Annotated in this window: 22 protein-coding genes and 1 pseudogene; 19 read left to right on the top strand and 4 right to left on the bottom strand. The window is 68.2% G+C overall.

Going from position 1 to position 21,923, the window contains the following annotated elements:
- Positions 1-242 (bottom strand): annotated as a pseudogene (locus tag CHC08_RS26830) (transglycosylase domain-containing protein); the annotation flags it as partial.
- A 608-nt stretch (positions 243-850) separates the two neighbouring features.
- Between CHC08_RS26830 and CHC08_RS26825 the strand changes: the two are divergent.
- A complete protein-coding gene (locus CHC08_RS26825; protein ID WP_089210137.1) occupies positions 851-1,075 on the top strand; it encodes a hypothetical protein in 225 nt (74 codons plus the stop codon).
- 22 nt (positions 1,076-1,097) lie between these two features.
- Here the strand turns inward: CHC08_RS26825 and CHC08_RS26820 are convergent, their stop codons facing one another.
- The gene (locus tag CHC08_RS26820) at positions 1,098-1,343 is read right to left on the bottom strand and encodes a hypothetical protein (RefSeq protein WP_089210136.1); all 246 of its coding nucleotides are present in this window, start codon (positions 1,341-1,343) and stop codon (positions 1,098-1,100) included.
- Between the two features lie 265 nt (positions 1,344-1,608).
- Here CHC08_RS26820 and CHC08_RS26815 point away from each other — a divergent pair, with 265 nt between their 5' ends.
- From CHC08_RS26815 to CHC08_RS26735, 18 genes are all read left to right on the top strand, one after another.
- Positions 1,609-2,433, top strand: a complete 825-nt coding sequence (locus tag CHC08_RS26815) for a helix-turn-helix domain-containing protein (protein WP_089210135.1) — start codon at positions 1,609-1,611, stop codon at positions 2,431-2,433.
- A gap of 304 nt (positions 2,434-2,737) precedes the next feature.
- Entirely contained in the window at positions 2,738-3,892 is a 1,155-nt protein-coding gene (gene lxmK / locus CHC08_RS26810; protein ID WP_089210134.1) for a class V lanthionine synthetase subunit LxmK, read from the top strand.
- A 77-nt stretch (positions 3,893-3,969) separates the two neighbouring features.
- Positions 3,970-4,887: a T3SS effector HopA1 family protein gene (locus CHC08_RS26805; RefSeq protein ID WP_143653360.1), complete on the top strand. Its 918-nt coding sequence runs from the start codon at positions 3,970-3,972 to the stop codon at positions 4,885-4,887.
- Positions 4,888-4,959: 72 nt separating this feature from the next.
- Entirely contained in the window at positions 4,960-5,169 is a 210-nt protein-coding gene (locus CHC08_RS26800; protein ID WP_089210132.1) for an LxmA leader domain family RiPP, read from the top strand.
- A 58-nt stretch (positions 5,170-5,227) separates the two neighbouring features.
- Positions 5,228-5,401, top strand: coding sequence for an LxmA leader domain family RiPP (locus tag CHC08_RS49760; protein WP_162642253.1), 174 nt, complete (start codon positions 5,228-5,230; stop codon positions 5,399-5,401).
- A 128-nt stretch (positions 5,402-5,529) separates the two neighbouring features.
- Entirely contained in the window at positions 5,530-6,591 is a 1,062-nt protein-coding gene (locus tag CHC08_RS26795; RefSeq protein ID WP_089210131.1) for a methyltransferase, read from the top strand.
- Positions 6,584-7,474 carry an ABC transporter ATP-binding protein gene (locus tag CHC08_RS26790; protein WP_089210130.1) on the top strand — a complete coding sequence of 297 codons (891 nt, stop codon included), beginning with the start codon at positions 6,584-6,586 and terminating at the stop codon, positions 7,472-7,474. Before CHC08_RS26795 ends, CHC08_RS26790 begins: the two co-directional genes overlap by 8 nt.
- Entirely contained in the window at positions 7,471-8,721 is a 1,251-nt protein-coding gene (locus tag CHC08_RS26785) for an ABC transporter permease (RefSeq protein WP_089210129.1), read from the top strand. The genes CHC08_RS26790 and CHC08_RS26785 overlap by 4 nt, the downstream gene beginning before the upstream one ends.
- Positions 8,718-10,532, top strand: coding sequence for an ABC transporter ATP-binding protein (locus CHC08_RS26780; protein ID WP_089210128.1), 1,815 nt, complete (start codon positions 8,718-8,720; stop codon positions 10,530-10,532). Before CHC08_RS26785 ends, CHC08_RS26780 begins: the two co-directional genes overlap by 4 nt.
- Positions 10,529-11,491 carry an LLM class flavin-dependent oxidoreductase gene (locus tag CHC08_RS26775; protein ID WP_179282229.1) on the top strand — a complete coding sequence of 321 codons (963 nt, stop codon included), beginning with the start codon at positions 10,529-10,531 and terminating at the stop codon, positions 11,489-11,491. The genes CHC08_RS26780 and CHC08_RS26775 overlap by 4 nt, the downstream gene beginning before the upstream one ends.
- Complete coding sequence (locus CHC08_RS26770) at positions 11,488-12,141, top strand: flavoprotein (RefSeq protein ID WP_245878595.1); 654 nt, start codon at positions 11,488-11,490, stop codon at positions 12,139-12,141. Before CHC08_RS26775 ends, CHC08_RS26770 begins: the two co-directional genes overlap by 4 nt.
- A gap of 125 nt (positions 12,142-12,266) precedes the next feature.
- Positions 12,267-13,184: an aminoglycoside phosphotransferase family protein gene (locus CHC08_RS26765; protein WP_143653359.1), complete on the top strand. Its 918-nt coding sequence runs from the start codon at positions 12,267-12,269 to the stop codon at positions 13,182-13,184.
- Between the two features lie 18 nt (positions 13,185-13,202).
- On the top strand, positions 13,203-15,836 hold the full coding sequence (locus CHC08_RS26760; protein ID WP_089210126.1) for a M16 family metallopeptidase: 2,634 nt from the start codon (positions 13,203-13,205) through the stop codon (positions 15,834-15,836).
- Between the two features lie 226 nt (positions 15,837-16,062).
- Complete coding sequence (locus CHC08_RS26755) at positions 16,063-16,908, top strand: ABC transporter ATP-binding protein (RefSeq protein ID WP_089210125.1); 846 nt, start codon at positions 16,063-16,065, stop codon at positions 16,906-16,908.
- Positions 16,905-17,741, top strand: a complete 837-nt coding sequence (locus tag CHC08_RS26750) for an ABC transporter permease (protein ID WP_089210124.1) — start codon at positions 16,905-16,907, stop codon at positions 17,739-17,741. Before CHC08_RS26755 ends, CHC08_RS26750 begins: the two co-directional genes overlap by 4 nt.
- 19 nt (positions 17,742-17,760) lie before the next feature.
- Positions 17,761-18,000, top strand: a complete 240-nt coding sequence (locus CHC08_RS26745) for a helix-turn-helix transcriptional regulator (protein WP_089210123.1) — start codon at positions 17,761-17,763, stop codon at positions 17,998-18,000.
- Positions 17,997-18,518 (top strand): hypothetical protein, encoded by a 522-nt coding sequence (locus CHC08_RS26740; protein ID WP_143653358.1) that lies wholly within the window; start codon positions 17,997-17,999, stop codon positions 18,516-18,518. Before CHC08_RS26745 ends, CHC08_RS26740 begins: the two co-directional genes overlap by 4 nt.
- A 78-nt stretch (positions 18,519-18,596) precedes the next feature.
- Positions 18,597-20,027, top strand: coding sequence for a sensor histidine kinase (locus CHC08_RS26735; protein ID WP_089210121.1), 1,431 nt, complete (start codon positions 18,597-18,599; stop codon positions 20,025-20,027).
- On the opposite strand, the gene CHC08_RS26730 is transcribed toward CHC08_RS26735, so the two are convergent.
- Positions 19,963-20,904, bottom strand: coding sequence for a TAXI family TRAP transporter solute-binding subunit (locus CHC08_RS26730; protein WP_089210120.1), 942 nt, complete (start codon positions 20,902-20,904; stop codon positions 19,963-19,965). The two genes, CHC08_RS26735 and CHC08_RS26730, sit on opposite strands and share 65 nt — an antisense overlap.
- A gap of 293 nt (positions 20,905-21,197) precedes the next feature.
- The gene (locus CHC08_RS26725) at positions 21,198-21,866 is read right to left on the bottom strand and encodes a response regulator transcription factor (protein WP_089210119.1); all 669 of its coding nucleotides are present in this window, start codon (positions 21,864-21,866) and stop codon (positions 21,198-21,200) included.
- Between the last annotated feature and the right edge of the window lie 57 nt (positions 21,867-21,923).

Below are 21,923 nucleotides of genomic sequence, written 5' to 3'. Positions count from 1 at the left end.
ACCTCGGCCATCTCATCGAGCGTGACGACCTCGCGGTATTCCTCGTAGAACCGTGCGATCTCGTTGCCGCGGGCGTCTTGTACGACGGTGACCTCGGCCGGTGGCGGTTCGGTGAGGTCTTCTGGTTTGAGGTTCACCTCGTTGGTCGCCGACATGATTCCCAGGCCCGCGCCTCCCACGGCCGGCAACGCGACCCCCGCGACCAGCACGCCCACCGCCGCCCCAATGGCGACAAGCCGCATGATCTTGGACGCAATCCCTGATTGATCTTCACCCCGTTCTGGCATGAGCCTAGATTATGGGGCTTTTAAGCCTCTCTCTGCCAGAAAGGGCATTTAGCCAGGAAATCGTAAGACTTGCTCCCGGGCTCTACCTTCATGGTCATCCCGGGAGCCAGAGCAGGAGTGATGCAATGGTAGCGGCGACGGCGCGGGGGAAGGCGATCCCGTCATAGCCGGTGGCCAGGGCGCGCAACTGCTTGAACCGGTTGAAACAGATGCCGTTCCGGCGTTTATCGACTGAAAGGTCGAAAAGCGATCTTATAGGTGCGATGGGGAGACGTAGAGGAGATCGTCGGCTTCCGCGAACGACGGGTGCCCCCGCAGTGGCCCGGCGAGGATGCGGCCCATCGCTCGGCTGCCCTGCCCCTGGCCATTGCTTCGGGGGCGCCGACACTAAGGTGAAAAATGCTCGCGAATTTCATATTGGCTACTAAACGTACCGATATAAATTCATAGGGCTATGGTCGGGGCCTCGCCCTTCAGGTAAGGCTCCCCATGAAACGAAGCACCGGCACGTCCCCTCTCGCCGCATCCCCGGCCGTCGTCGTCCACACGGGCGAGGCCGGCGGATGAGCGCCTGCCGCGACTCCGCATCTCGCACCCACGGCGACCTCTTGTCCCACGACGACGCCTACGCCGCCCGCCTCGTCACGCTGGCCGAGCTGGCCGTGTCTCCTGAGGTCCGGGCCCTCGTCAAGCCCTGGGGACCGCCCACGCCTCGCCGTCTCGCCGGGATCGCCCGCATCTTCGGTGGACGAGTCCACCCGGTTCCCTCGTGGGAGGTGCCGGCGTGAGCACCTCCGCCGACGCCGAGCGTCAGCCGTTGTCGACCTCGATCACGATGCCGGTCCCGCTGGAGGCGTTGAACCGATCCGTCGTGCCATCGGTGGTGAGGTTGATCCGGTCCGGCCGGTAGTCCATCGTGCGGGGCATGTGCTCCTCAAGGAGTCGCACGACGGCCCAACCGGCCGCCTCGGCCTCCGCTCTGGCGGCCATCAGGTCCATTCCGACGTATCGCTGGATCTGTTCGTCTGTCTCAGGCAGGGCTTCCGAGAAGGTCATGACGGCATCATTTCCCAGGCGAGCCACCTTGCATGCGCCGTCCACGAATGTCAGCTCCAGCTTTCGAGGCGTTCGGCCGATCCGGCGAGAAGGACGCAAGGGGGCGGACCGGCCCGCATGATCCGCTCCATGCCGAAACAAGACCGCCGGCCGACGCCTCCTTGGGGAAAGAGCATCACGGTTGGAAGCTCGAAGGGGCGGCGATGGCCGAACCAGGGAGTGATGTGACCACCTTATTGGTGGATTTGCGACATACGGTGATGAAATGGACCGCGATAAGCTCCTGGGTGAGTTCTTGCGCGCTCGGCGTGAGGTCACCACCCCCCAGCAGGTGGGGCTGGTGGACTCCGGTTACCGCCGGACTCCGGGGCTGCGCCGGGAGGAGGTGGCGATGCTGGCCGGGGTCAGCAACGACTACTACATCCGCCTCGAACAGGGGCGCGAACGCAATCCGTCCATGCAGGTGCTCGATGCCCTGGTGCAGGCACTGGATCTCGGTCCCGACGCCGCGGCGCACCTGCACGCACTCGCACACCCCCAGGCCTCAGCGCGCAGGTCGGTCGCCCCGGTCGATCAGGTCCACCCGAACGTGCTGCGGCTCCTGGAGAGCTGGGAACACGCGCCGGCGTACGTGGTGAACCACCGGCTGGACGTGCTGGTCAAGAACAAGATGGCCACCGCTCTCTACGAGGGACTGGAACACAACGACAACCTGCTCCGGCTGGCCCTGCTCAACCCCACGGCACACGAGTTCTACCTGGACTGGGAGACCGACACCCATTCCAAGGTGGCCCACCTGCGGGCCGCGGCGGGGGCCGGCACCGACGCGTTCGTGATCGAGCTGGTCGAGGAGCTGTCACGCGAAAGCGAGGAGTTTCGCCGGCTGTGGGATCGCCACGACGTGGAGGCCAGGACCCGCGCGCCCGTGCGCTTCCACCACCGCGAGGTCGGCGACGTGTTCACCTCCATGGAGGTGCTGACCATCGACAGCACCCCCGGCCAGAAAATCATCGTCTTTCAGGCCGAGCCCGGCAGCCCGTCCGAGGCGGCTCTGGACCTTCTGGGCGGACGGACCCGCCACGACGTGTGAGACGGCGCCCGGAGCCGGCGTACTCACCCAGAACTTGATGTGAGAACCGCCGCTCCACGGGGCCTCGTCACGCGTCAGACCCGACCTCACGCCGTACGCGATCGACCCGTGACCTGCACCGCCTGCTCGATCGCCTCAGCATTCGCGTGCTCCGCCGGCCCTGCCCCCGCTGCCCGCGGTGACGCCGATAATTAAATTTACCTCAAGAGATCCAAAGATTCGTTGATTGCCGTCTTGCCCGACTTGTACCTTCACGTCGAGCCGCTTTTCACGCGGTTCTCACAAAAATGTGAGGGAGGGCCATATGGGCGGCACGGCCGTGGATCATGTTTCTTCCCGAGATTCGAAGGAATCTGGCTCGGACGGAAAAAATCCTGGTTTCGCACCTATCAACCTCGACCTGGTCCCCGAAGTCGACATGTTTCTGCGAAAGCTGGGAGCCGGTGACTTCCATCGCGAATCGCTGACGGCGCCGGTCGGCAGAAACGACACCTGGGCAGGCCTCACCGACAGCGGCCGGAAAGTTTTCGTCAAACGACTTGATGGGTCGCCGGACGACGTGCAGGCCAGAATGCGCCGCATGCTCTCCTTTGAAAACTTCGTCGGCCTGGTCAACAAACCGGCTCTCCGATCCCCGGCATTTCTGGGAATCGACATGGATGCCCGGCTCGTAGCCTTCGAATTTGTTGACGCCGGGATGAGCGGCGCCAAGCTGATGGTCGACGAGACCTTTGACGACGAGTTGGCCCGGGCGGCGGGTGAGGCGATCGGATCACTGCACGACGGTGTCCCCCCGGAAGGGGAGGAGCTCGACGAATCCGCCCCCACTCTGCCGGCACTCGTGCTGCAGCAGGGCCTGACGCTCCGCGCGTTCAACAACTTCAGTTTCGCTGAGCTGGAGGTTTGGCGCCTCCTGCAGAACGACACGGCGTTGATCGAAGCGATCGTGGAGCTCTGCCGTAGGGAGCGCGAGGCTCCGAAGGTTCCTTCCCACTGCGATCTCCGCGTCGACCAGTTCATCATCGTGCGCGACCTCGTCTACATCGCGGACTGGGAGGAGTTCCGGCTCGCGGACGCGGCTCGCGACATCGGGAGTTTCGCCGGGGAATGGCTCTATCGATCCGTTCTCGACATCGTGACCTCCCGCGGTGACTCGGTATTCATCGATATCGATTTAGACCACGATGCGGTGCTCCGGCGGGGCGCCGAGAAAATCGAACGCCTGCGGCCGAGGGTGCAGAATTTCTGGCGCGCTTACCTGGGGAAGCGCAAGCAGGTGGATGCGGAACTCGCCGAGCGTGCGACGGCTTTCGCCGGTTGGCACATGCTGGACCGAATGATTGCAAGCAGTCCTCAAAGAGCCAGAATATCTGGCATCGAAAGGGCTGCGGCCGGAATCGGGCGAAAGATACTGCTGGAACCGCGTAAATTCGCCTCAACGATAGGGCTGGGGGAATAGAAATGAATGTTGGCACTGTTTCTCTGCCTGCCGCATTGATATCCGCGCTGGACGAGATCAAGGTTTCCGCGGATCAATTGACGGCCACGGTATTCGACCGTGACCTCACCGCGGACAATCCCCGCGAACTGCAGTCGCTTCTCGCCTCGACGCTTTATGAGGTGCTGCACGCCGGCATGCGGAGCGAGGGGACGCAGGTCCCGAGAAGGCTCCGGGAGGCGGGATTCGAGCAGGAGTTGGCCGCCGCCGTACCCCACGCGAGGACAACGGTCCAGGCGGTCGTCCGCTTCGTGCCGGAGCAGGTCACCGAGGTCACGCCGGACGTGCTCGTTCAGTGGGACGGCGTACGGGTCTGGATCCCACGGGACGCGGTTCAGACGACGGGGCCGTGGGTGCCCGGTCAGCAGGTCACACTGGCGGTGCCGCCGTCACGCCCCGCGCTGTCGCCTGGTTTTTTCCTGGCCGACGGCTCCGCGGGGGGAGCGGAGTCGCGCGAGACGCTCCGGATGTACGTGCACCTGAGCGATCGGCGAAGTGCGGCGTCGGTGTGGGGACGTGTCCTGACCCACCTGGAGGAACACCGGACGCGCTATCGGGCCAAGGTGCTCTCCTCGTCGCTGATATATCCGCGGCGTGACGCCCTGGTCGTCTATCTGGGACCGGAGGCATGGCAGATCATCCCCGGACTCGCCGAACTGGTCGGCGGGAGCCCGGGGGTCGGTGAGGAGGTCTCGGTCTTCTGCCGGCGAATCGGTCCCGGGGTCGCGATCGCCTGGGAACCCGATGACGCCCGCCCGGCGATGCGGGGGCTCAGCTTCGGGCAGCACCGCGCCGGCGTGCTGGCACAGGCTCTTCTGGACAGTGCCAGAGAAGGCACCGACCGGGAGACGGCGATTCTCGCAAGGTTCGCCGAGAGCAATATCGATCCGGCCGATCCGGCTCGCAATCAGACCTCGTCGGAGGCGCCGTCCCGAGAGGACACGCCGCTCTTCTGAAGCGATTGCAGGAAGTGAGTGCACGCCCTTCCTGTTTTGGCTTCAGCGACTCCGAAGAGAAGGAAGAGAACGATGACGAATGGCACCTCGATGATGGAGCTCGTCGCCGGCTACAACGCTTACGCCAGCGCCAATGAACTCAGCATCGCGGCAAGCGTCGACGCCCCCGCCACCACCCCCGTGTGCGCCGCTTCCGTCGCGATCAGCGTGGCCAGCTCGTGGTACTGCGCCAGCGCCGCGGCCAGCGCCGCCGGCGGGGCCACCTACCGCATCGGCTGCTGATCGACCACCAAGCCCCCACAAACCCCGAACCTCGACTACTGAAAGGAGGTGAATTCACATGAAGGAGACGATGTTGATTGAGGAGATGGTCACCGGATACCGGTCGTATGCCGATATCTCGGACCTGAACGTCGCCGCAGCGGTTGACGCCCCTGCGACCACTCCGTTCTGCGGCGCTCTGGCGAGCTTCGCGTTCAGCTACATCACGACCGGCGGCCCGGGTGGCGGCTGATCGTCCGCTTAAACACTGATCATGGCTCCGCAGCGCCAATCTGCGGAGCCATGGTCGGTGGAAAAGCCTACATGGCTCGATGAAATGTGGCGGTGCGCACCAGATATGAGGGACGAGAGGGCGCAACAATGGCAAACGGATCAAGCGTCGAAATCCTGCTGGACATGGCGGACCTGCTGAGGCCGAACGCGATCCGTGTCGCCGCGGCCCTGAAACTCGCCGATCACATCGCGGAAAGCTCCATCACAGCGGAACTGCTGGCGGAGCGTACGGGTGCGCATCCCATCATGCTCGGAAAGCTCCTGCGCTATCTCGTCGAGCTCGGTGTCTTCGGCGTGGACGACGCAGGGGTGTACACGGTCCTGGACCTGGGGCAGCCGCTCCGGCGGGACGTGCCGCAGAGCGTCGGCCAGTTCCTCAGCGCGGAGGGGTTGTTCGGCCGGGTCGAGCTCGGGCTCGTGGGCCTCCTGCACACCGTGCGGACCGGTGATCCGTGCTATTCCGCCGTCTTCGGCCGCGAGTACTGGGACGAGATCAACAATGATCCGGCCTTCGTCCAGGCGCTGGAGGCGGAGGGCCCGACCCAGATCGGCTGGGACGCGGAGCTGATCATCAAGGGCTACGACTGGAGCGGCGTACGCCGCGTCATGGACGTGGGCGGGAACAACGGGACGCTCCTCATCGAGCTCCTCACCCACCACCCTCACCTGCACGGCACCGTACTGGACCTGCCGAACGTCGCGCGCATCGCCGAGCAGAGGATCGCGCAGGCCGGCCTGGCCGAGCGGGGCGGGTCCCTCTCGGGCAGCTTCTTCGACCCTCTTCCCCCGGGCCACGACGTCTATCTGCTCTCGGGGATCCTCGCGGACTGGAACGACGAGCGGGCGGTCGCCATCCTGCGCGCGTGCGGAGCGGCGGCCGGGCCGGAGGGCAAGGTGCTCCTCGCCGAGATCAGCATGGAGATCCCCCCCTCCGCACCGGGTGCGGCCCGCACCGACCTGGTCGTGGCCGCCGCGGTGGCGACCCCGGTGCGCACCGTCGACCAGCTGCACGAGCTGGGCAGATCGGCCGGACTCCAGGTCACCTGGGAAGGTCCGAGCACCCCGGTCCGGTCCCTGGTGGAGTTCTCCGCTGCCGGCCCGGACACCGGCACGGACCTCGGGGCTCCAGAAGGGGCCGGGCATGCTTGAGTTCGACGGACTCACCAAGGGCTTCTCCGGCAAGCAGGTGCTGCGCGGGTTGAGTTTCACGGTCAAGCCCGGCGAACTCTTCGGCTTCTGCGGGGCGAACGGCTCCGGCAAGACCACCGCGATGCGGATCGCGCTGGGCGTGCTGTCCCCGGACGCGGGCCGGGTTCTCTGGAACGACATGGAGATAGACGCCGGCATCCGCCGCCGCATCGGCTACATGCCCGAGGAGCGGGGCCTGTACGGCAAGATGCGCCCGCGCGACCAACTCATCTACTTCGCGCAGCTCAGCGGGGTCCGTACGAATGTCGCCAGGCGCCGCGCGGACGAGTGGATCGAACGACTCGGCGTGGACATGGGGGCCAAGGACCCGCTGGAGCGGCTCTCGCTCGGCAACCAGCAGAGGATCCAGCTGATCGCGGCGCTGATCCACGACCCCGACGTGTTGATCCTGGATGAGCCTTTCTCCGGCCTGGACCCGGTGGCGACGGACGCGATGGCCGACGCGCTGACGGAGTTCAGCCGCCGCGGCACCCCGGTGATCTTCTCCAGCCACCAGCTGGACCTCGTCGAACGGCTCTGCGACAGGGTGGGCATCATCCGCGACGGCGCCCTGGTGGCCGAGGGGACCGTGGCCGAACTCCGGCGGAGCACCGGTCACCGTCAGCTGCAGATCGCCCTGACCGGCGCCCCGGAGAACTGGGCGCACACGCTTCCCGGGGTCAGGATCGTCACCGAGAGGGAAGACATGGTCACCCTGGAAGTGGGACCGGAGACCGACGTCCGCGAGGTGCTCGCCGCCGCCCAGTCCCTCGGAGACCTCGAATACTTCGGCCGGCGCGAATCGACGCTCGCGGAGGTCTTCCGGGACACGGTGACGACATGACGACGCAGATGACACAGCCGACGCAGTCGCGCCCGGAGGTGGAGCACAACAACCCACCCACCGGATTCACCCTGATCCGGATGATCGCGCGTCGCGAGATCGTCACCCAGTTCCAGCGCAAGGAACTGTGGATCTCACTGACCCTGATGGTCGTGGTGTTCTCCGCCTCGCTCGGAGTCCAGACCCTCTTCTCCGCCGACGCCCGCCCCTCCAGGCTCGGCGTCGTCGGCACGCAGCCGGAGTTCACCGCGGCGCTGCGGGCACAGGCGGACGCGCGGGGGTCGGTGATCGAAGCCGTGCCGTACGGCACCGCCGACGTCGCGCTGACCGCGGTCCGGGAGGGCGAGGTCGATGCGGCGCTGCTCAACGGGCAGGACGTCGTCGTCCTCGAGAAGATCCCCGACTCTCTGGCGGCGCCCCTGCGGGAGGCGCACCGGGCGGTCGCCCTGGCCGAGCGGCTGCGGAGCAGGGGGCTCGGCGAGCCGGAGGTCTCCGCGGTGCTGAACGTGGCACCGCCGACGGTGAGAGCGTTGGAACCGGACGCGGAACGCACCGCCCAGCGCACGACGACGGCCGCCATCGGGGTGATGGTGCTGTTCTTCCTGATGTTCATGTTCGGCCAGGGGATAGCCCAGGGCGTGCTTGAGGAGAAGTCCAACCGCATCGTCGAGATCCTGCTGGCGAAGGTCAAGGCCTGGCACCTCCTGGCGGGCAAGGTCCTCGGGATCGGAGTGGTCGCGCTCACGCAGATCACCGCGATCGTGGCAGGCGGCCTGACCGTCGCGCTGCTCGTCGGCCTCGTCGACGCACCCGCGGACGCCATCGGCATGGGGGCGCTGGTCATCGCCTGGTTCGTCCCCGGTTACTTCCTCTTCGCCACGCTCTGGGCCGTGGCCGGATCGCTGATCTCCCGGCAGGAGGACATCCAGCACGCGGCCGGCCCGGTGAGTTTCCTGCAGACCATAAGCCTCCTGGCCGCACTCGTGCCGTTCTCCGGGGTGAACGACACACTGACCCGGATCCTCTCGCTCGTACCGGGGCTGTCGTCGTCGGTCATGCCGGTCCGGATGGCGACCGAGCAGGTGCCCTGGTGGGAGATCACCGTCGCGGTGGTTCTCACGCTGGTGGCGATCGTGGCGTTGCTCCGAATCGGTGCCCGGATCTACAGCGGAGGGCTCCTCCAACACGGCGGGATCGTCAAGGCCCGAGCGGCCATGCGCGATGCCCGGGAAGGCGGGATGTCATGAAATCTGTCAGCAACGCGACTCCGGGCAGGGAGTTCCCCCCCGGAGACCTGAAGATCATGCGAGAGCTGGTCTCCGGCAGGTACGGCCAGGTGCTGGCCATAGGGGTGCTCGCGCTCCTCTCCGCGGCGGCCACCCTCTCGCTGCCACTGGTGGTCGCGGCACTGGTCGGCACGGTGCAGGCGAACAAGGGCCTGACCTGGCCGGCGCTGACCATGGTCGGGGTCGGGCTGGGCGCGGCGCTGGCCGGAACGCTGGCGGCCTATCTGCTGTCGAGGCTGGGTGAGCGGCTGATCTGCCGGCTGCGGATCCAGACCATGCGCAAGTCGCTGGACCTGCGCCTGTCCGACGCGCGCCGGGAGGGCAGCGGGAACCTGGCCACCCGGCTGACCTCGGATGCGATGCAGCTCAAGGGTGCGATCGACATCGGGCCGATCCAGCTGCCGATGGCGCTCATCACCCTGGTGGGCACCCTGATCATCATGGGGTTCCTCGACTGGGTGCTCCTTCTGATCACGATGGGCGGCTTCACGGTCGCCGTGGGAATCATCATCGCCGTGATCATGGGATTGCGGCGCAAGTACGGGGCGATGCAGGAGAACCTCGGAGAGCTGACCCAGCAGTTCATCACCGCCCTGGACGCATTGACGATCATCAAGGCCTATCGGGCCGAGGACCGGGTGACGCGAACCCTGGCGGACAGGGCGGAGCACCTGTCCAAGCTCGGCGTCCAGGTCGCCCGCATGGAGTCGCTGATGATCCCGGTGATCAACCTGGGGCAGCAGGTCGCGCTCCTGACCGTCCTCGTCGGAGGAGGCGCCCGACTGCTCTCCGGCGAGCTGACCCTCGCCGAGTTCGTGGCGTTCCTGCTCTATCTCCTGCAGCTCACCGCACCGCTGATCCTGGCGGCCTCGGGCGCCTCCAACGTCCAGGCCGGGCTGATGGCCCGCCAGCGCTTCAGCCAGCTGTTCACTCTTCCGGCCGAGAACGAGGATCTGGAGACGGGCACGGTCGCGGAGGCGGTCGGGGAGAGCGTTCACCCCGGTACACCGGCCATCCAGTTCGAGCAGGTCACCTTCGCCTACGGCGACCAGCCGGTGCTGCACGGGGTGGACTTCACGGTTCCCTCCTCCGGGCTGACCGCGATGGTCGGGCTCTCGGGCGCGGGCAAGTCCACCATCCTCGGGCTGGTCGAGCACTTCGTGACCCCCGAGTCCGGCCAGGTGCGCGTCTTCGGCCAGGACATGACCCGGATCCCGACGGACACGCTCCGCAGCCAGATCGCTTACGTCGACCAGTCCTTCACGCTGCTACGCGACACCATTCGCGCCAACCTCTCCCTCGGTCACAGCGACCTGCTGCCGGACGAGGTGCTGCTGCCGGCGCTGGCCAAGGTCGGCCTGGAGGAGGAGATCCTGCGCCTGCCCGATGGGCTGGACACGGTTCTGGGCGGGGAGAACGACCTGTCCGGCGGACAGCGCCAGCGCGTGGCGCTGGCCAGGGCGGCGCTCACCGACGCCCGGCTCGTCCTGCTGGACGAACCGTCCTCCCAGCTGGACAGCGTCAACGAGGGGAAACTGCGCGAGGTCGTGGACGAGCTCGCGCGGGACCGGGCGGTGCTGGTCGTCGCCCACCGCATCTCCACCGTCCAGCACGCCGACCAGGTGATCGTCCTGGATCGGGGACGGGTCGTCGCCGAGGGGACCCACGCCGAACTGCTCGGAAACTCCCCCGAATACATCGAGCTGGTGAGCGGGCAGCTGCTGAGGGCTCCGGAGGCGATGCTCGCCGGAGCGAACGGGGCCGGCGCGTGACCACCTTCTCCGTCCTGCTGCCCTTCATGCCGACCCGGCCCGAGCACGTGCTGCCGGTGGCGGCCCTGGTGCAGCACAGCGCGGCCACGAGACTCTGGCAGGGCCAGTCGCTGATCCTCGAACCGCACCAGACGTTCACCTACGCGGCGGCCTCCGGCTTCCGGGTGCCGGTCGGGACGGGCGTGACGCTGATGCCGTTCCGGCACCCCCTTGAGGCCGCGCTGCAGGCTCGGTCGCTGGCGGTGACGACGGGGCATCCGGTGGTGGCCGGTTTCGGACCGGGCGCGGCCGTACTGCAGAAGAGCGTGCTCGGCGCCCCCTACGCCAGCCCGCTGACCGCGGTGCGCGAGTATCTCACCATCGTCGGCGGGCTGCTCGCCGGGCAGGCCGTCGAACACGAGGGTGAGTATTTCTCCTGCCGCATCAACATGGGCTGGCAGCCCGGTCCCCGGGTGGAGCTCGGCCTCGGGGTGCTACGGCCAGCGATGGCACGGCTGGCCGGAGAACTCGCCGACGTCGCCATCACCTGGCTCACCCCGGCGGGCTACTTGCGAGACGTGATCGTGCCCGCCCTCCGCGAGGGCGCTCGGGCGGCAGGGCGGCCGGTGCCCCGGCTCGCGGCGATCGTGCCCGTGGCCCTGAGCGCGCCCGATCGCGACCCGGCCGACCTGGTGCTGGCGGCCAACTCCGGCCACCTTTCCATGCCGCACTACCAGGACATGCTCCGCCGGTCGGGGATCGAGGTCGATCCGGGCAACCTCGCCGTGACGGCCAAGGGCGTGGTCGCGAGCAACGCCTTCGTCAGCGGTGACCCCGGTGAGTTGCGGGCGGCGCTGCGGGAGTACCGGACGGCCGGGGTGGACGAGATCGTGCTGAACATCACCGGGGTCTGCCAGCTGTACGGCCTGCCCGTGGCGCTGGCCGAGCTGGAAACGATCCTGAGGGAGGTGACGGCGTGAACCCGCGGCCTTTCGAGTATCAGGGCGTCCCCGCGTTCGGGATCTCACGGATGCTGCTGGTCGTCACCGGGTCGGTCTCGGCGGCCGACCTGCCGTTCTGGGTGGAGTGGCTCCGTGCCTCCTACCCGGATCTTCAGATCCGGGTGGTGGTCACCCGCAGCGCCGAACGCTTCGTGACCAGGGTGGCGCTGGCCGGTCGCAGCGGTGGCGAGGTGTTCCTCGACGCCTGGCCCGACGACGAGAGCGTGGCCAGGCACGTCGAGTGGGAGCGGTGGGCGCAGGCGATCGTGGTCTATCCGGCGACGCTGAACTTCATCGCCCGGCTGGCCCTCGGCCTCGCCGACACGCCCGCGATGCTCGCCGCGCAGTGCGCCACCGTGCCCGTCGTCCTGGCGCCCGCGCTGCCGCCCGGCGGCCTGGACAGCGCCGCCTACCAGTTGCACTGGACGGCCCTGCACGCCCGGCGCAACGTGGCCGTGGCGCCGCCACGCCCCGGCGCGAGCGTGACGACCGGCCAGGAGGACGCCTGGGTGCCCGCGCTGATGCCCGACGTCCTCGAACTGGTGGAACAGCGCCGCCTCGAACTCGTCACCGGGGCGGGCTCCGTACGGCCGGCGGTGGCGTCCCTCGCGGACCGGGTGCGGGCATGACGGCACCCACCGCTCAGGTACAGACGGACATGACGGCACCCGCCACTCCGGTACAGACGGACATGACGGCACCCGCCACTCAAGTGCAGACGGGCATGACGACCGCTGCTCAGGTGCAGACGGACATGACGGCACCCGCTACCGAGGTGCAGATGGACATGACGGCCGCTGCTCAGGTGCAGGTGGACCGGTTCGGCACCGGGCTGCTCCAGACCACGATCTCCGCCGTCGAGGGCGGCGGGTTCGTCTGGACCAGGTATCCGGGGCCGCTCGCCCCGGCGCCGTTCTCGGCGGCGAACCCGGAACCGGACGCCCGGCTCGCGGCGATCGGCACCGCGGGCGGAGCCAGGCTGGTTCCCGGCCTGCCCCGGGGAGAGGCACGGATCTATCACGTCGCGGGCGAGCAGTCGGTCGCCGGCCACCTCCTGCGGGAGGGCCTCCATCCGGATCTCGAACCCGCGCTGCGCGGCATGGGCTGTGCGCTCGCCGCGCTGCACGCGCTGACGCCGTCCTATGATCGGCCACCGTCGACCTCGCGGGGGCTCGTCCGGATCGACGACTGGCTGAAGGGCCGCGCGCTCCAGGTGCGGGCCGCGCAAGCGGGAGCCGTCCTGCGTGAGCGGCTCGGACCGGCCCGCTGGAGCACGCTGCGTGCCTGGTCCGCCCGGGCCGTCGAGGACGGAGACGTGGTATTGGCGCACGGCGCCCCCGGGCTGGGATCGCTGGTGCTCGATCCGTCTTCGGGCGTCGCCGAGCTGCTCATCGGCGAGGATCTCTGCGCGACCCCGTGGTACGCCGATCTCGGCTGGGTGATCGGTGAGATCGTCGAGCTCACCTGGCAGCTGGGCGGCGAGCCCCGGCTCTGGCAGCGCCTCACCGACGCGCTGGTGGACGGGTACGGACGCGACCTCGGCGCCGAGTGGAACCACATGGCGGCCGTGCGCATCGCGCTGCATCTCCACGACTACACCGCCTACGTCGGGTGGAATCCCTCGGAGGTCGAGCGTTACGCGTCTTTTCTGGGCTTTCTCATTGATCTGTGACATGGAGGTACCGCGCCGATGACCGGTGATCGGTCGAGATCCGAGCTGCTCAGGACGACCCTGCCCAACGGTCTGCGAGTGCTCCTCGCACCGTGGTACGGAACGCCGCGGGTCGCGGTGACCGTGCACTACCGGGTGGGATTCCGGGTCGAGCCACCGGGCAGGGAAGGGTTCGCGCACCTCTTCGAACACCTGATGTTCCGCGGCAGCGAAAGCCTGCCGGACGGCCGTTTCTACGACCACGTGCACCGGCTGGGCGGCACGGCCAACGGCAGCACCCACCAGGATTTCACGGACTACTACCAGGTCGTCCCGGCATCGGCCCTGGAGCAGGCGCTCTTCAGCGAGGCCGACCGCATGCGGGCGCCGAAGTTCACCTCCGGCAGCCTCGCCGAGCAGCTGAGCGGGGTCGAGGAGGAGATCCGGCAGGCCACGGTCGGGCGGCCCTACGGAGGCTTTCCCTGGCCGCTCATGCCCGAGGTCCTCTACGACACCTTCGCCAACGCGCACGACGGCTACGGAGATGTCGAACTGCTCCGCCGGACGACGCCCGACGACTGCGCCGAGTTCTTCGACGCCTACTACGCTCCGGCGAACGCCGTGCTCACCCTGGTCGGCGATTTCGACCCGGAGCACGCGCGCGGCCTCATCGAGCACCACTTCGGGGACATCCGCGCGCGACCGCTCCCGTCTCCGCCCGACCTCCGTGAACCGGAACCGGCGGCCGACCGATGGGCGAGGTGCTCCGAGCCCGGGATCCCCGCCCCCGCCGTCGCGCTCGGCTACAGGCTGCCGAATCCGGAAGACGATCTTTCTGGTTACCTCGCCCACGTTGTGCTCGCCAGGCTCCTGGCCCAGCGGGGACTGGCCGACCCCGGATGGCCGCGCCCCGACAGCAGCTGCGGCTTCTTCGGCCTGCTGGACGCGAAAGATCCGGACACGCTCGTCCTCGCGTCTCTCCTCGCGCCGGGTGTCACGCCGGAGCGGCTGGTGGCGGCGGTAAACGAACGCTGGGACGAATGGGCCGAGGGCGGGAAGATCACAGACGCCGTGGACGAGGCCGTCCGCGTCCTGATCTCCGAACACCATCGGCGGCACAGCGACCTCCAGACCCGGGGCCGCGCCCTTGGCCGGCTGGAGGTGCTCTTCGGACGGGGCGAGCTCCTCGACGAGCTGCCGGGTCTCCTGGCGAAGGTGTCCCCCTCCCAGGTCGCGCGGGCGGCCCGATCCCTGCGATCCGCCCGCAAGGCGGTTCTTGTCATCGAGCCCGCCGCGGACCGGATCCGGCCTCGGCCGGTGACCGCCCCCGCCCCGCCGCACGAGCGGCCCGGACCGCCGGCGGTCCACCGCGACGCGGTACGGCTCGCCCGCACTCCGGCCGGGCCACGACCGCTGCCCGCCCTTCTCCGGTCGCGGCGGGAACCGAGACTAGAGGGGCTGTCCGACACCGCGCTCAACAGCGGCCTGCGCCTGGTCACCGTTCGCGACGCCCGCGCGCCCCTGGTCGAGATACGGCTACGGGTGCCGCTCAGGACACAGGGCTGGGCCTGCCCCGATCATCTGGAGCTCCTCGTCCACCTGATCGGCGTCCGCACCGGGGCGGCCCGGCTGGCGCAGGCGATCGGCGGCGAGTTCCTCCTGTCCACCGACGGGCAGTGGATGGACGTGACCGGCCACGCCCCGCGCGCGCGGCTGGACGACTGGCTGAACATCCTGGCCGACGTCGTCGCCCCCACGGTCTTTCCCCAGCCCGTCGTGCCGCCCCCGGGGGCGGTGACCCGGCGTGGCCGTCTCCCCCACCGGACCTGCGACGACGCGCTGCGCCTTCACTGGCTGGGCGGGGCCGCCGCCGACGGCCCCATCGATCTCGCGGAGCTCCACCGTTCCGTCATGAGCCCGCTCGGCGCGTCCCTTGTGGCGGTCGGCGACCTCGATCCGGTGAGCTTCACGGCAAGCGTCGAGAAGGCCCTCCTCGCCTGGTGGGCCGCTGACATCTCCCCTCCTCCCCGGCTCGCGCTGAGCGGAACCGGGGACCTTCTCGCCCTGCGGCAAGGCGGGCTCGCCGAGGTTCACGTGACCCTCTGCACGGTGCGACCGCCGGAGAGGGCCGGCGAACCGGCGCGCTACCTCGCCACCGCGATCTTCGGCAGTTACATGCGCTCGCGGCTGGTGACCCGGATCGCGAGGCGGGGTCCGGCGGCGTATGAGGCGTACGCGGGCAGGGAGACGTTCCTCGACACGCACCGGGCGTACGTACGGGCGAGAATCCCGGACGGGCTCGTCAAGGACGCGCTCGACGACATCCGCGACGAGGCGCGCAGGCTGACCGCCGACCCTCCCTCCGCCACCGAGGTGGACCTGGCGCGGGAGTTCTGCGCCGCGCAGATGCTGTCGGTCTTCGACTCCCCGTCCGTCCTCGCCGACCTGCTCCGCCAGACGGTGTCCTCCGGCCTGGAACCCGGCTGGCTCGAACGGCTCCCCGGTCTGCTCCGCGAGGTGCCGGTGGCGGACGTGGCCGAGGCCGGAGCCGAGCTGTACGGCACACCGCGCCTGGCCGGCGTGGTCCTGGGGGACATCGATCCCGGCCGGTTCGCGGCGGAGACCGGCCTCGCCGTCACCGAGATCCATCTCGACGACGTGGCCCGCCGCTGACCCGGATATCGGGTCCCGCCTCGTTGAGCCGCGTCCTTCCGGTCCCGTTGTCACGGCGTCGTGGGCGACCCCCGCCGGTCTCGAATCCCGCGTCGCGGGTCCGCCTGCCCGTTGGCGAGGAAGTCGTCGAAAACACGGATCCGCGCGACAGAACGCCCGGCGCAGATATACGGCTTTTCGTATCTGACACTTGATTAAATGTAGTAGGTCTACTACATTTCTAGGCATGAGTACTGTGATCACAATCCGTGGACTGCGGATGAACTATGGCGCAGTCGAAGTGCTACGAGGAGTCGACCTCGACGTCCAGCGTGGAGAGATCTTCACGCTGCTCGGCCCCAACGGAGCGGGAAAGACCACCACGATCGAGATCCTGGAGGGCTTCAGGCACCGGTCCTCCGGTGAGGTGAGCGTGCTCGGGCTCGACCCCGAGCGGAGCACCGAGGCGTGGCGGTCGAAACTCGGCGTCGTCCTCCAGGCCTGGCGTGACCACAACAGATGGGGCACCCGCCAGCTCCTCGCTCACATGTCGGAGTTCTTCGACAACCCACACGACCCCGACGAGCTGCTGGACGCGATCGGGCTGACCGCGCAGGCCGGGCAGAGGGTGGGCCGCCTGTCCGGCGGGCAGCGCCGCCGGCTGGACGTCGCGCTGGGCATCATCGGCCGCCCCGAGCTGCTGTTCCTCGACGAGCCGACGACGGGGTTCGATCCGGAGGCGCGCCAGGAGTTCCACCGGCTCATCACGAAGCTGGCGACCGCCGAGGGCATGACCGTGCTCCTCACCACTCACGACCTGGCGGAGGCCGAGAAGCTGGCGCACCGGACGGCGATCCTGGTCGACGGACAGGTGGCCGTCTGCGGGACTCCGAGCGAGCTTGCGGAGGCCGTGAACACCCAGTCCCACGTGCTGTGGCTGGAGGACGGCCGCGAGCAGGTCCTGACCACGTCCGATCCGTCCCAGGTGGCGTGGGAGTTGCACCAGCGGTTCGACGGACCGGTGCCGGGGCTGACGATCCGTCGGCCGTCACTGGAGGAGAGCTACTTGAACCTGATCGGGAGGACGTCGTGAACCTGAAAATCCTGCGCATCGGAGTGCGTCGCGGCTGGGCCGAGCACACGCATCTGCTCAAGGACCGCAAAGAACTGATCACCAGCATGATCGGCACGGTCGGGGTCTTCGCCGGGCTGATCCTGTGGGTCGGCGACACCCCGGTGGAGGGCGCGAACGTGAACGCCGCCACGTTCATGACGGCCGGCTTCCTGGCCTTCACCGTCTTCGGCGCCGGTCTCATGACGTTTCCGATGGCCCTCACCACCGACCGCGAGGAGGGGACGCTGCTGCGGCTGCGCACCATCCCGGGCGGGATCCCCGCCTACCTCGTGGGCCGGGCGACCACCCTGATGTGTCAGATCGTCGTGCAGAGCGTGCTCATCCTGGCCACGGGCGTGATCGTGGGCGGGGTCACGCTGCCGCACGACTGGCTGACCCTGACGTGGGTGCTGCTGCTCGGCACCCTCGCGGTCGTTCCCCTGGGAGCGGCGATCGGCTCCCTGCTGCCCGGTCCGAAGACCGCCGCCGGCATTCTCATCTTCCCCTTGATGGGCCTGATGATCACGTCGGGGGTTATGCTGCCCATGACCTACATGCCCGAGATCGTCCACTCGATCGCCCAGGTGTTCCCGCTGTACTGGCAGGGGCTCGGCCTGCGCTCGGCTTTCCTGCCCGATTCCACGCTCGCCGTGGAGATCGGGAAGAGCTGGAGGCTGCCACAGGTCGCCGGCGTGCTGACGGCGTGGGCCGTCGTCGGGATGCTGATCGCTCCCTGGCTGATCCGGCGGGTCACCCGGCGGGAGTCGGGATCACGGCTCACCGAGCGACAACTGGCCGCGCAGAGTTCCTGAGAGCTGGGAGATCACTGCGATGTCCGCCGAAGAAGTGCACAACCGCATCTCGATGCTCAGGGTGGAGCGGGGAGTCTCCCGCAAGGATCTGGCCGGCGCGTTGGGCATCCACTACCAGACGGTCGGCTACCTCGAACGCGGTGAGTACAGTCCCAGCCTCTTTCTCGCCCTGCGTATCGCCGAGTACTTCGATGTGCCGATGGAAGTCGTCTTCTCCCTCAGGTCGTTCCCGCGACTTGGAAGCGAGGCAGTGAAATGATGAACGAGCTGAACCCCAAGCAGGTCGAGGACGTCAGGCGCGTCCTGCGGCCCAAATGGTACGGCACCCGCCAGGGCCGCCGGATCACCGCCGCCCTGGGCTCCGCCGCGCTGGCGATGATCTGGGCCAGCGCGGTCGTGTGCTGGTTCCTGGCACCCAGTGACACGGCAAGATGGATCACTCTGAGCCTCACGGGCGTCGCTCTGGTGATCTACGCGGGGGTGTTCTCGGTGCTCATCGTGGCATCCGAGGGTGTGGTCAGCCTGGCCGAGAAGAACCTGGACGAGCGCCAGCTGGCCGAACGACGGCACGTCTACGCCCTCGCCCATCGCGGCAGCAACTGGATGCTCGGGGCGGCCACCACGGTGGTGGCCGTGATGTCGGTCGGCCACTCCATCCTGCGGATCCCCACGGCCGCGGCCTTCATGTTCATGGTCGCGGCCTGGACGACCCACAAGATCATGCCTCACCTCATCGTCTGCTGGCGTCTCGAGGACGCACTGCCGGACGACGAGTGACCTCGCGGCAGCGGCCGTGAACGAGACACGGATACCAACGACGGCCGACCCGGTCTGTGGCCTCACGAGGGAGACGGCATGCGCAGGCGGTTGCTGATCATTGTCATCGGGCTGATCACCGGCTTGATGATCGCATTCGGGCTGCCGCTCGCGCTGATCAGCGCGGAAGAGGAATCCCAGGAGCTCTTCATCAGCCGGGCCAACGACACGGCGCGGTTCGCCGACAAGGCGGAATCCACGCTCTCCACCGGGCGCACCCAGCGCCTGACCGCCGATATGGCGCGCTACGACGAGCTGTACGCGACACCGATTCTCATATTGAACACCGACGGGCTGGTCATCTCCTCGTCCAGGGAAGGCCTGACCGCGGTGATCCCGGGAGTGGAGACGCCCCTGCTCCGCGCGCTCGCCGGTCAGCCGGCGAGACGTCCGCACGTCCTCTGGCCATGGGACGATCGGCCGTATGTCATCGCCGAGCCGATCGTTCGCGACAGCCGGGTCCTCGGCGCGGCGGTCACGATATCGCCCACCACAAAATCCCGGAGCAGGGTCGCCGACCGTCTCATCGTTCTCGGGCTCGGGGTGGCCGCTCTGCTGGTCATAGCGCTGGTCGCGGCGGTTCTGGTCGTACGGTGGGTGCTCAGTCCGGTGCACAACCTGAACAGGGCCGCCCATGCCGTGGGGTGTGGCAGGACCGCCGTACGGGTCGCCGACCGGACCGGGCCGCCCGAGCTCCGGCAGCTTGCCGCGAGTTTCAACGCGATGGCCAACAACGTCACCGCCGCCGCGCGTAACCAGCGGGCCTTCGTCGCCCAGGCCACGCATCAGCTGCGCACCCCCCTGACAGCGCTGCGGATACGGTTGGAGAACGCCGATTCGTACCTCTCGGACGGCGATCCGGACGGCCGTACAGAGCTTCAGTCCGCCCTCGAAGAGGTGGACCGGCTCAACGAGGTCATCGAATCGCTGCTCCAGCTCGCGCGGGCCGAGGCCATCCAGACGATGCCGCTGCCGGTGGACGTGTCCGCGGTGATCCGGTCACGCGTGCAGGCCTGGCAGGCCGCCTACGCCCGCTCGGGCACCGGGCTGTCGATCGACGTGCCGGACGAGCTCACCGCCATCTATCTTCCCGGCCTCCTCGGGCACGCGCTGGACGGGCCGCTGGACAACGCGCTGAAGTTCGCCCGCGGCTGCTCGGTGGCGATCTCGGCCCAGCGCTGCGAGGACTTCGTGGAGATCCGCGTGTGCGACTCCGGGCCGGGGCTCACGGCGGACGAACTCGCCCGGGCGGGCGAGCGGTTCTGGCGTAGCCCGCGCCACCAGAACGTGCCGGGAACGGGTCTGGGACTGGCGATAACCCGCACCCTGGTCGAGGAATGCGGCGGCTCGATGGAACTGTCCGCCAGGGAGCCCCGAGGGTTCGAGGTCCTCATCCGCCTGTCCGTCAGCGGTGCACCGAGCGGTACCAACGGGCTGCGCCCTCATGCAGTTCCAGCGGATAGGTTCTGACCGCTGTCCACTGGTCGAGGTGGTGCCCCTCCGGATGGGTCTGTGCCAGCTTCTGCTGCTCGTCGAAGAGCAGCCTGGTCAGCCAGTAGGCCTTCGTCAGGGGCATGTCGCGCCCCACGACGAGATAGTTCGGCACGCTCACGGTCGTCACGGCGCTGGAGAGCCCGTAGACCGAGGCGGGAACCGTGGTCTCGGTGTAGAGCTCTCCGTGCGCGCGGATGAGGGGCTGCGCGACCTGCTTCAGGTCGATGAGCCGCACGTCCGTGTCGTGCATGAGCTGGGTGATGGCATCGCTGGGCAGGCCGCCGCTCCAGAAGAAGGCGTCGATCTCGTTCTCCGCCAGTGCCCGGGCCGACACCTTGATGTCCAGATGCCGGCGGATGACGTCGTCGCCGAGCCCGGCCACGTTGAGGATGCGTTCGGCCACCACCGCCGTACCGGACGCCCGTGAGCCTACGGAGATCCGCCTGCCCGCGAGGTCCTGGAGCGACTTGATGGAGCCGTGGTCGCGCACGACCAACTGCACGTAGTTCTCATAAAGGTTGGCGAGCGCGACGATCGGCTGCGGTTCGGTGAACGGCGGCCGGCCCGCGACCGCGTCGGCCGCCACGTCCGCGAGGGCGAATCCGACCTCGACCTTCCCCGAGGTGACCATGGTGATGTTCTCGACCGACCCGTCGCTGGCGACGACCTCGGTGGTCACCCGGGAGAAGTTCTCCCGGACCGCCTCGGCCATGCCTTCCCCGTAGACGGCGTAGACGCCGCCCGCATTGCCGGTGCCGATCCGCATCGGGCCCTCCGGGGCGGAAATCACCTCGGAGCCCTGGCACCCCGTGACCAGGACGATCGCGAGTACCATCCCGAACGACCTGCGCATGAGCGGTCCTCCCGTGGCTGCCGGTGCCGAGTCAACGTCGCGTTCGGTCTTTCACATGCGCCGTGGCCAGGAGGGAGGACCTCGTGACTCCGCCGTCTCCACGGCGGCGGATGATCCCCGCCGATCCGCCGATTGTCGCGTGGCGACCGATTGGCCTCACCGGGATCGATCTCCCGGGTCCTGACCGGTTCTGTCATGAGCCGATTTTCAGATGATCACTCTGCCGAGTGGGGGATCTCGATCGGCGTGTCACCATAAAACAGACGAATATGAATTAAAAGCGACTTCATCGGCTAGGAAGCGTTCCCTCCCAGCCGATACCCGACGCCGCGGACGGTCTCGATCACGGCGGGTTCGCCGAGTTTGTTGCGCAGGGTCGCCATGTGGACGTCAAGGGTACGGCCCACGCCCCGCCACGCTGTACCCCAGACGTCAAGGAGCAGTCGCTCCCTGGGGACGACCATTCCGGGCGTCCGGACGAGACAGGCCAGCAGAGCGAATTCCTTGCGCGCCAGGACGATCGGCTGTCCCGCCCTGGCGACCGTGTGAGCGGCCAGGTCGAGCCGGAGGCCGTCGACGTCGATGACCGGTTTGGGACGCGGCCGGACACGGCGGATCACGGCCTCGATGCGTGCCCCGAGCTCGGCCAGGGAATAGGGCTTGACCAGGTAGTCGTCGGCTCCGGAGCGGAGCCCGATCACCCGGTCGCGCTCCTCGCCGCGAGCGGTGACGGCGATGATGGCGACATCGACGCCGTTCCGGCGCAGCTTCCGGCAGATGTCGACCCCGTCGCCGTCGGGCAGTCCCAGATCGAGCAGGATCAGGTCCACGGCCGGCGCATCGAGTGCCTCGGCCGCGCTCACCGCGCGCAGGACGTCGTAGCCCTGACGGCGGAGCGCGGTGCTGAGCGCATTGCCCAGACGAATGTCGTCTTCGACGACCAGTACACGGAGGGTATTCACGCTAATCCCCAAATATGCCGTGGCCCCGTTATTTTCCGCCGGCAATTCATGGTTGAG

The sequence above is a fragment of the Streptosporangium subroseum genome (assembly GCF_900188345.1).
Taxonomy (GTDB): domain Bacteria; phylum Actinomycetota; class Actinomycetes; order Streptosporangiales; family Streptosporangiaceae; genus Streptosporangium; species Streptosporangium subroseum.
The sequence above is the reverse complement of the archived record's forward strand: the minus strand, read 5'-3'. Positions and strand labels throughout refer to the sequence as shown.

What these genes read in the sequence shown, in the direction of transcription:
- CHC08_RS26790 (WP_089210130.1), top strand. Translation starts at nt 6,584, where the DNA reads ATGCTTGAGTTCGACGGACTCACCAAGGGCTTCTCCGGCAAGCAGGTG.
- CHC08_RS26730 (WP_089210120.1), bottom strand. Translation starts at nt 20,904, where the DNA reads ATGCGCAGGTCGTTCGGGATGGTACTCGCGATCGTCCTGGTCACGGGG.
- CHC08_RS26785 (WP_089210129.1), top strand. Translation starts at nt 7,471, where the DNA reads ATGACGACGCAGATGACACAGCCGACGCAGTCGCGCCCGGAGGTGGAG.
- CHC08_RS26745 (WP_089210123.1), top strand. Translation starts at nt 17,761, where the DNA reads ATGTCCGCCGAAGAAGTGCACAACCGCATCTCGATGCTCAGGGTGGAG.
- CHC08_RS26780 (WP_089210128.1), top strand. Translation starts at nt 8,718, where the DNA reads ATGAAATCTGTCAGCAACGCGACTCCGGGCAGGGAGTTCCCCCCCGGA.
- CHC08_RS26740 (WP_143653358.1), top strand. Translation starts at nt 17,997, where the DNA reads ATGATGAACGAGCTGAACCCCAAGCAGGTCGAGGACGTCAGGCGCGTC.
- CHC08_RS26735 (WP_089210121.1), top strand. Translation starts at nt 18,597, where the DNA reads ATGCGCAGGCGGTTGCTGATCATTGTCATCGGGCTGATCACCGGCTTG.
- CHC08_RS26755 (WP_089210125.1), top strand. Translation starts at nt 16,063, where the DNA reads ATGAGTACTGTGATCACAATCCGTGGACTGCGGATGAACTATGGCGCA.
- CHC08_RS26795 (WP_089210131.1), top strand. Translation starts at nt 5,530, where the DNA reads ATGGCAAACGGATCAAGCGTCGAAATCCTGCTGGACATGGCGGACCTG.
- CHC08_RS49760 (WP_162642253.1), top strand. Translation starts at nt 5,228, where the DNA reads ATGAAGGAGACGATGTTGATTGAGGAGATGGTCACCGGATACCGGTCG.
- CHC08_RS26765 (WP_143653359.1), top strand. Translation starts at nt 12,267, where the DNA reads ATGACGGCACCCGCTACCGAGGTGCAGATGGACATGACGGCCGCTGCT.
- CHC08_RS26800 (WP_089210132.1), top strand. Translation starts at nt 4,960, where the DNA reads ATGACGAATGGCACCTCGATGATGGAGCTCGTCGCCGGCTACAACGCT.
- CHC08_RS26815 (WP_089210135.1), top strand. Translation starts at nt 1,609, where the DNA reads ATGGACCGCGATAAGCTCCTGGGTGAGTTCTTGCGCGCTCGGCGTGAG.
- CHC08_RS26820 (WP_089210136.1), bottom strand. Translation starts at nt 1,343, where the DNA reads ATGACCTTCTCGGAAGCCCTGCCTGAGACAGACGAACAGATCCAGCGA.
- lxmK (WP_089210134.1), top strand. Translation starts at nt 2,738, where the DNA reads ATGGGCGGCACGGCCGTGGATCATGTTTCTTCCCGAGATTCGAAGGAA.
- CHC08_RS26825 (WP_089210137.1), top strand. Translation starts at nt 851, where the DNA reads ATGAGCGCCTGCCGCGACTCCGCATCTCGCACCCACGGCGACCTCTTG.
- CHC08_RS26760 (WP_089210126.1), top strand. Translation starts at nt 13,203, where the DNA reads ATGACCGGTGATCGGTCGAGATCCGAGCTGCTCAGGACGACCCTGCCC.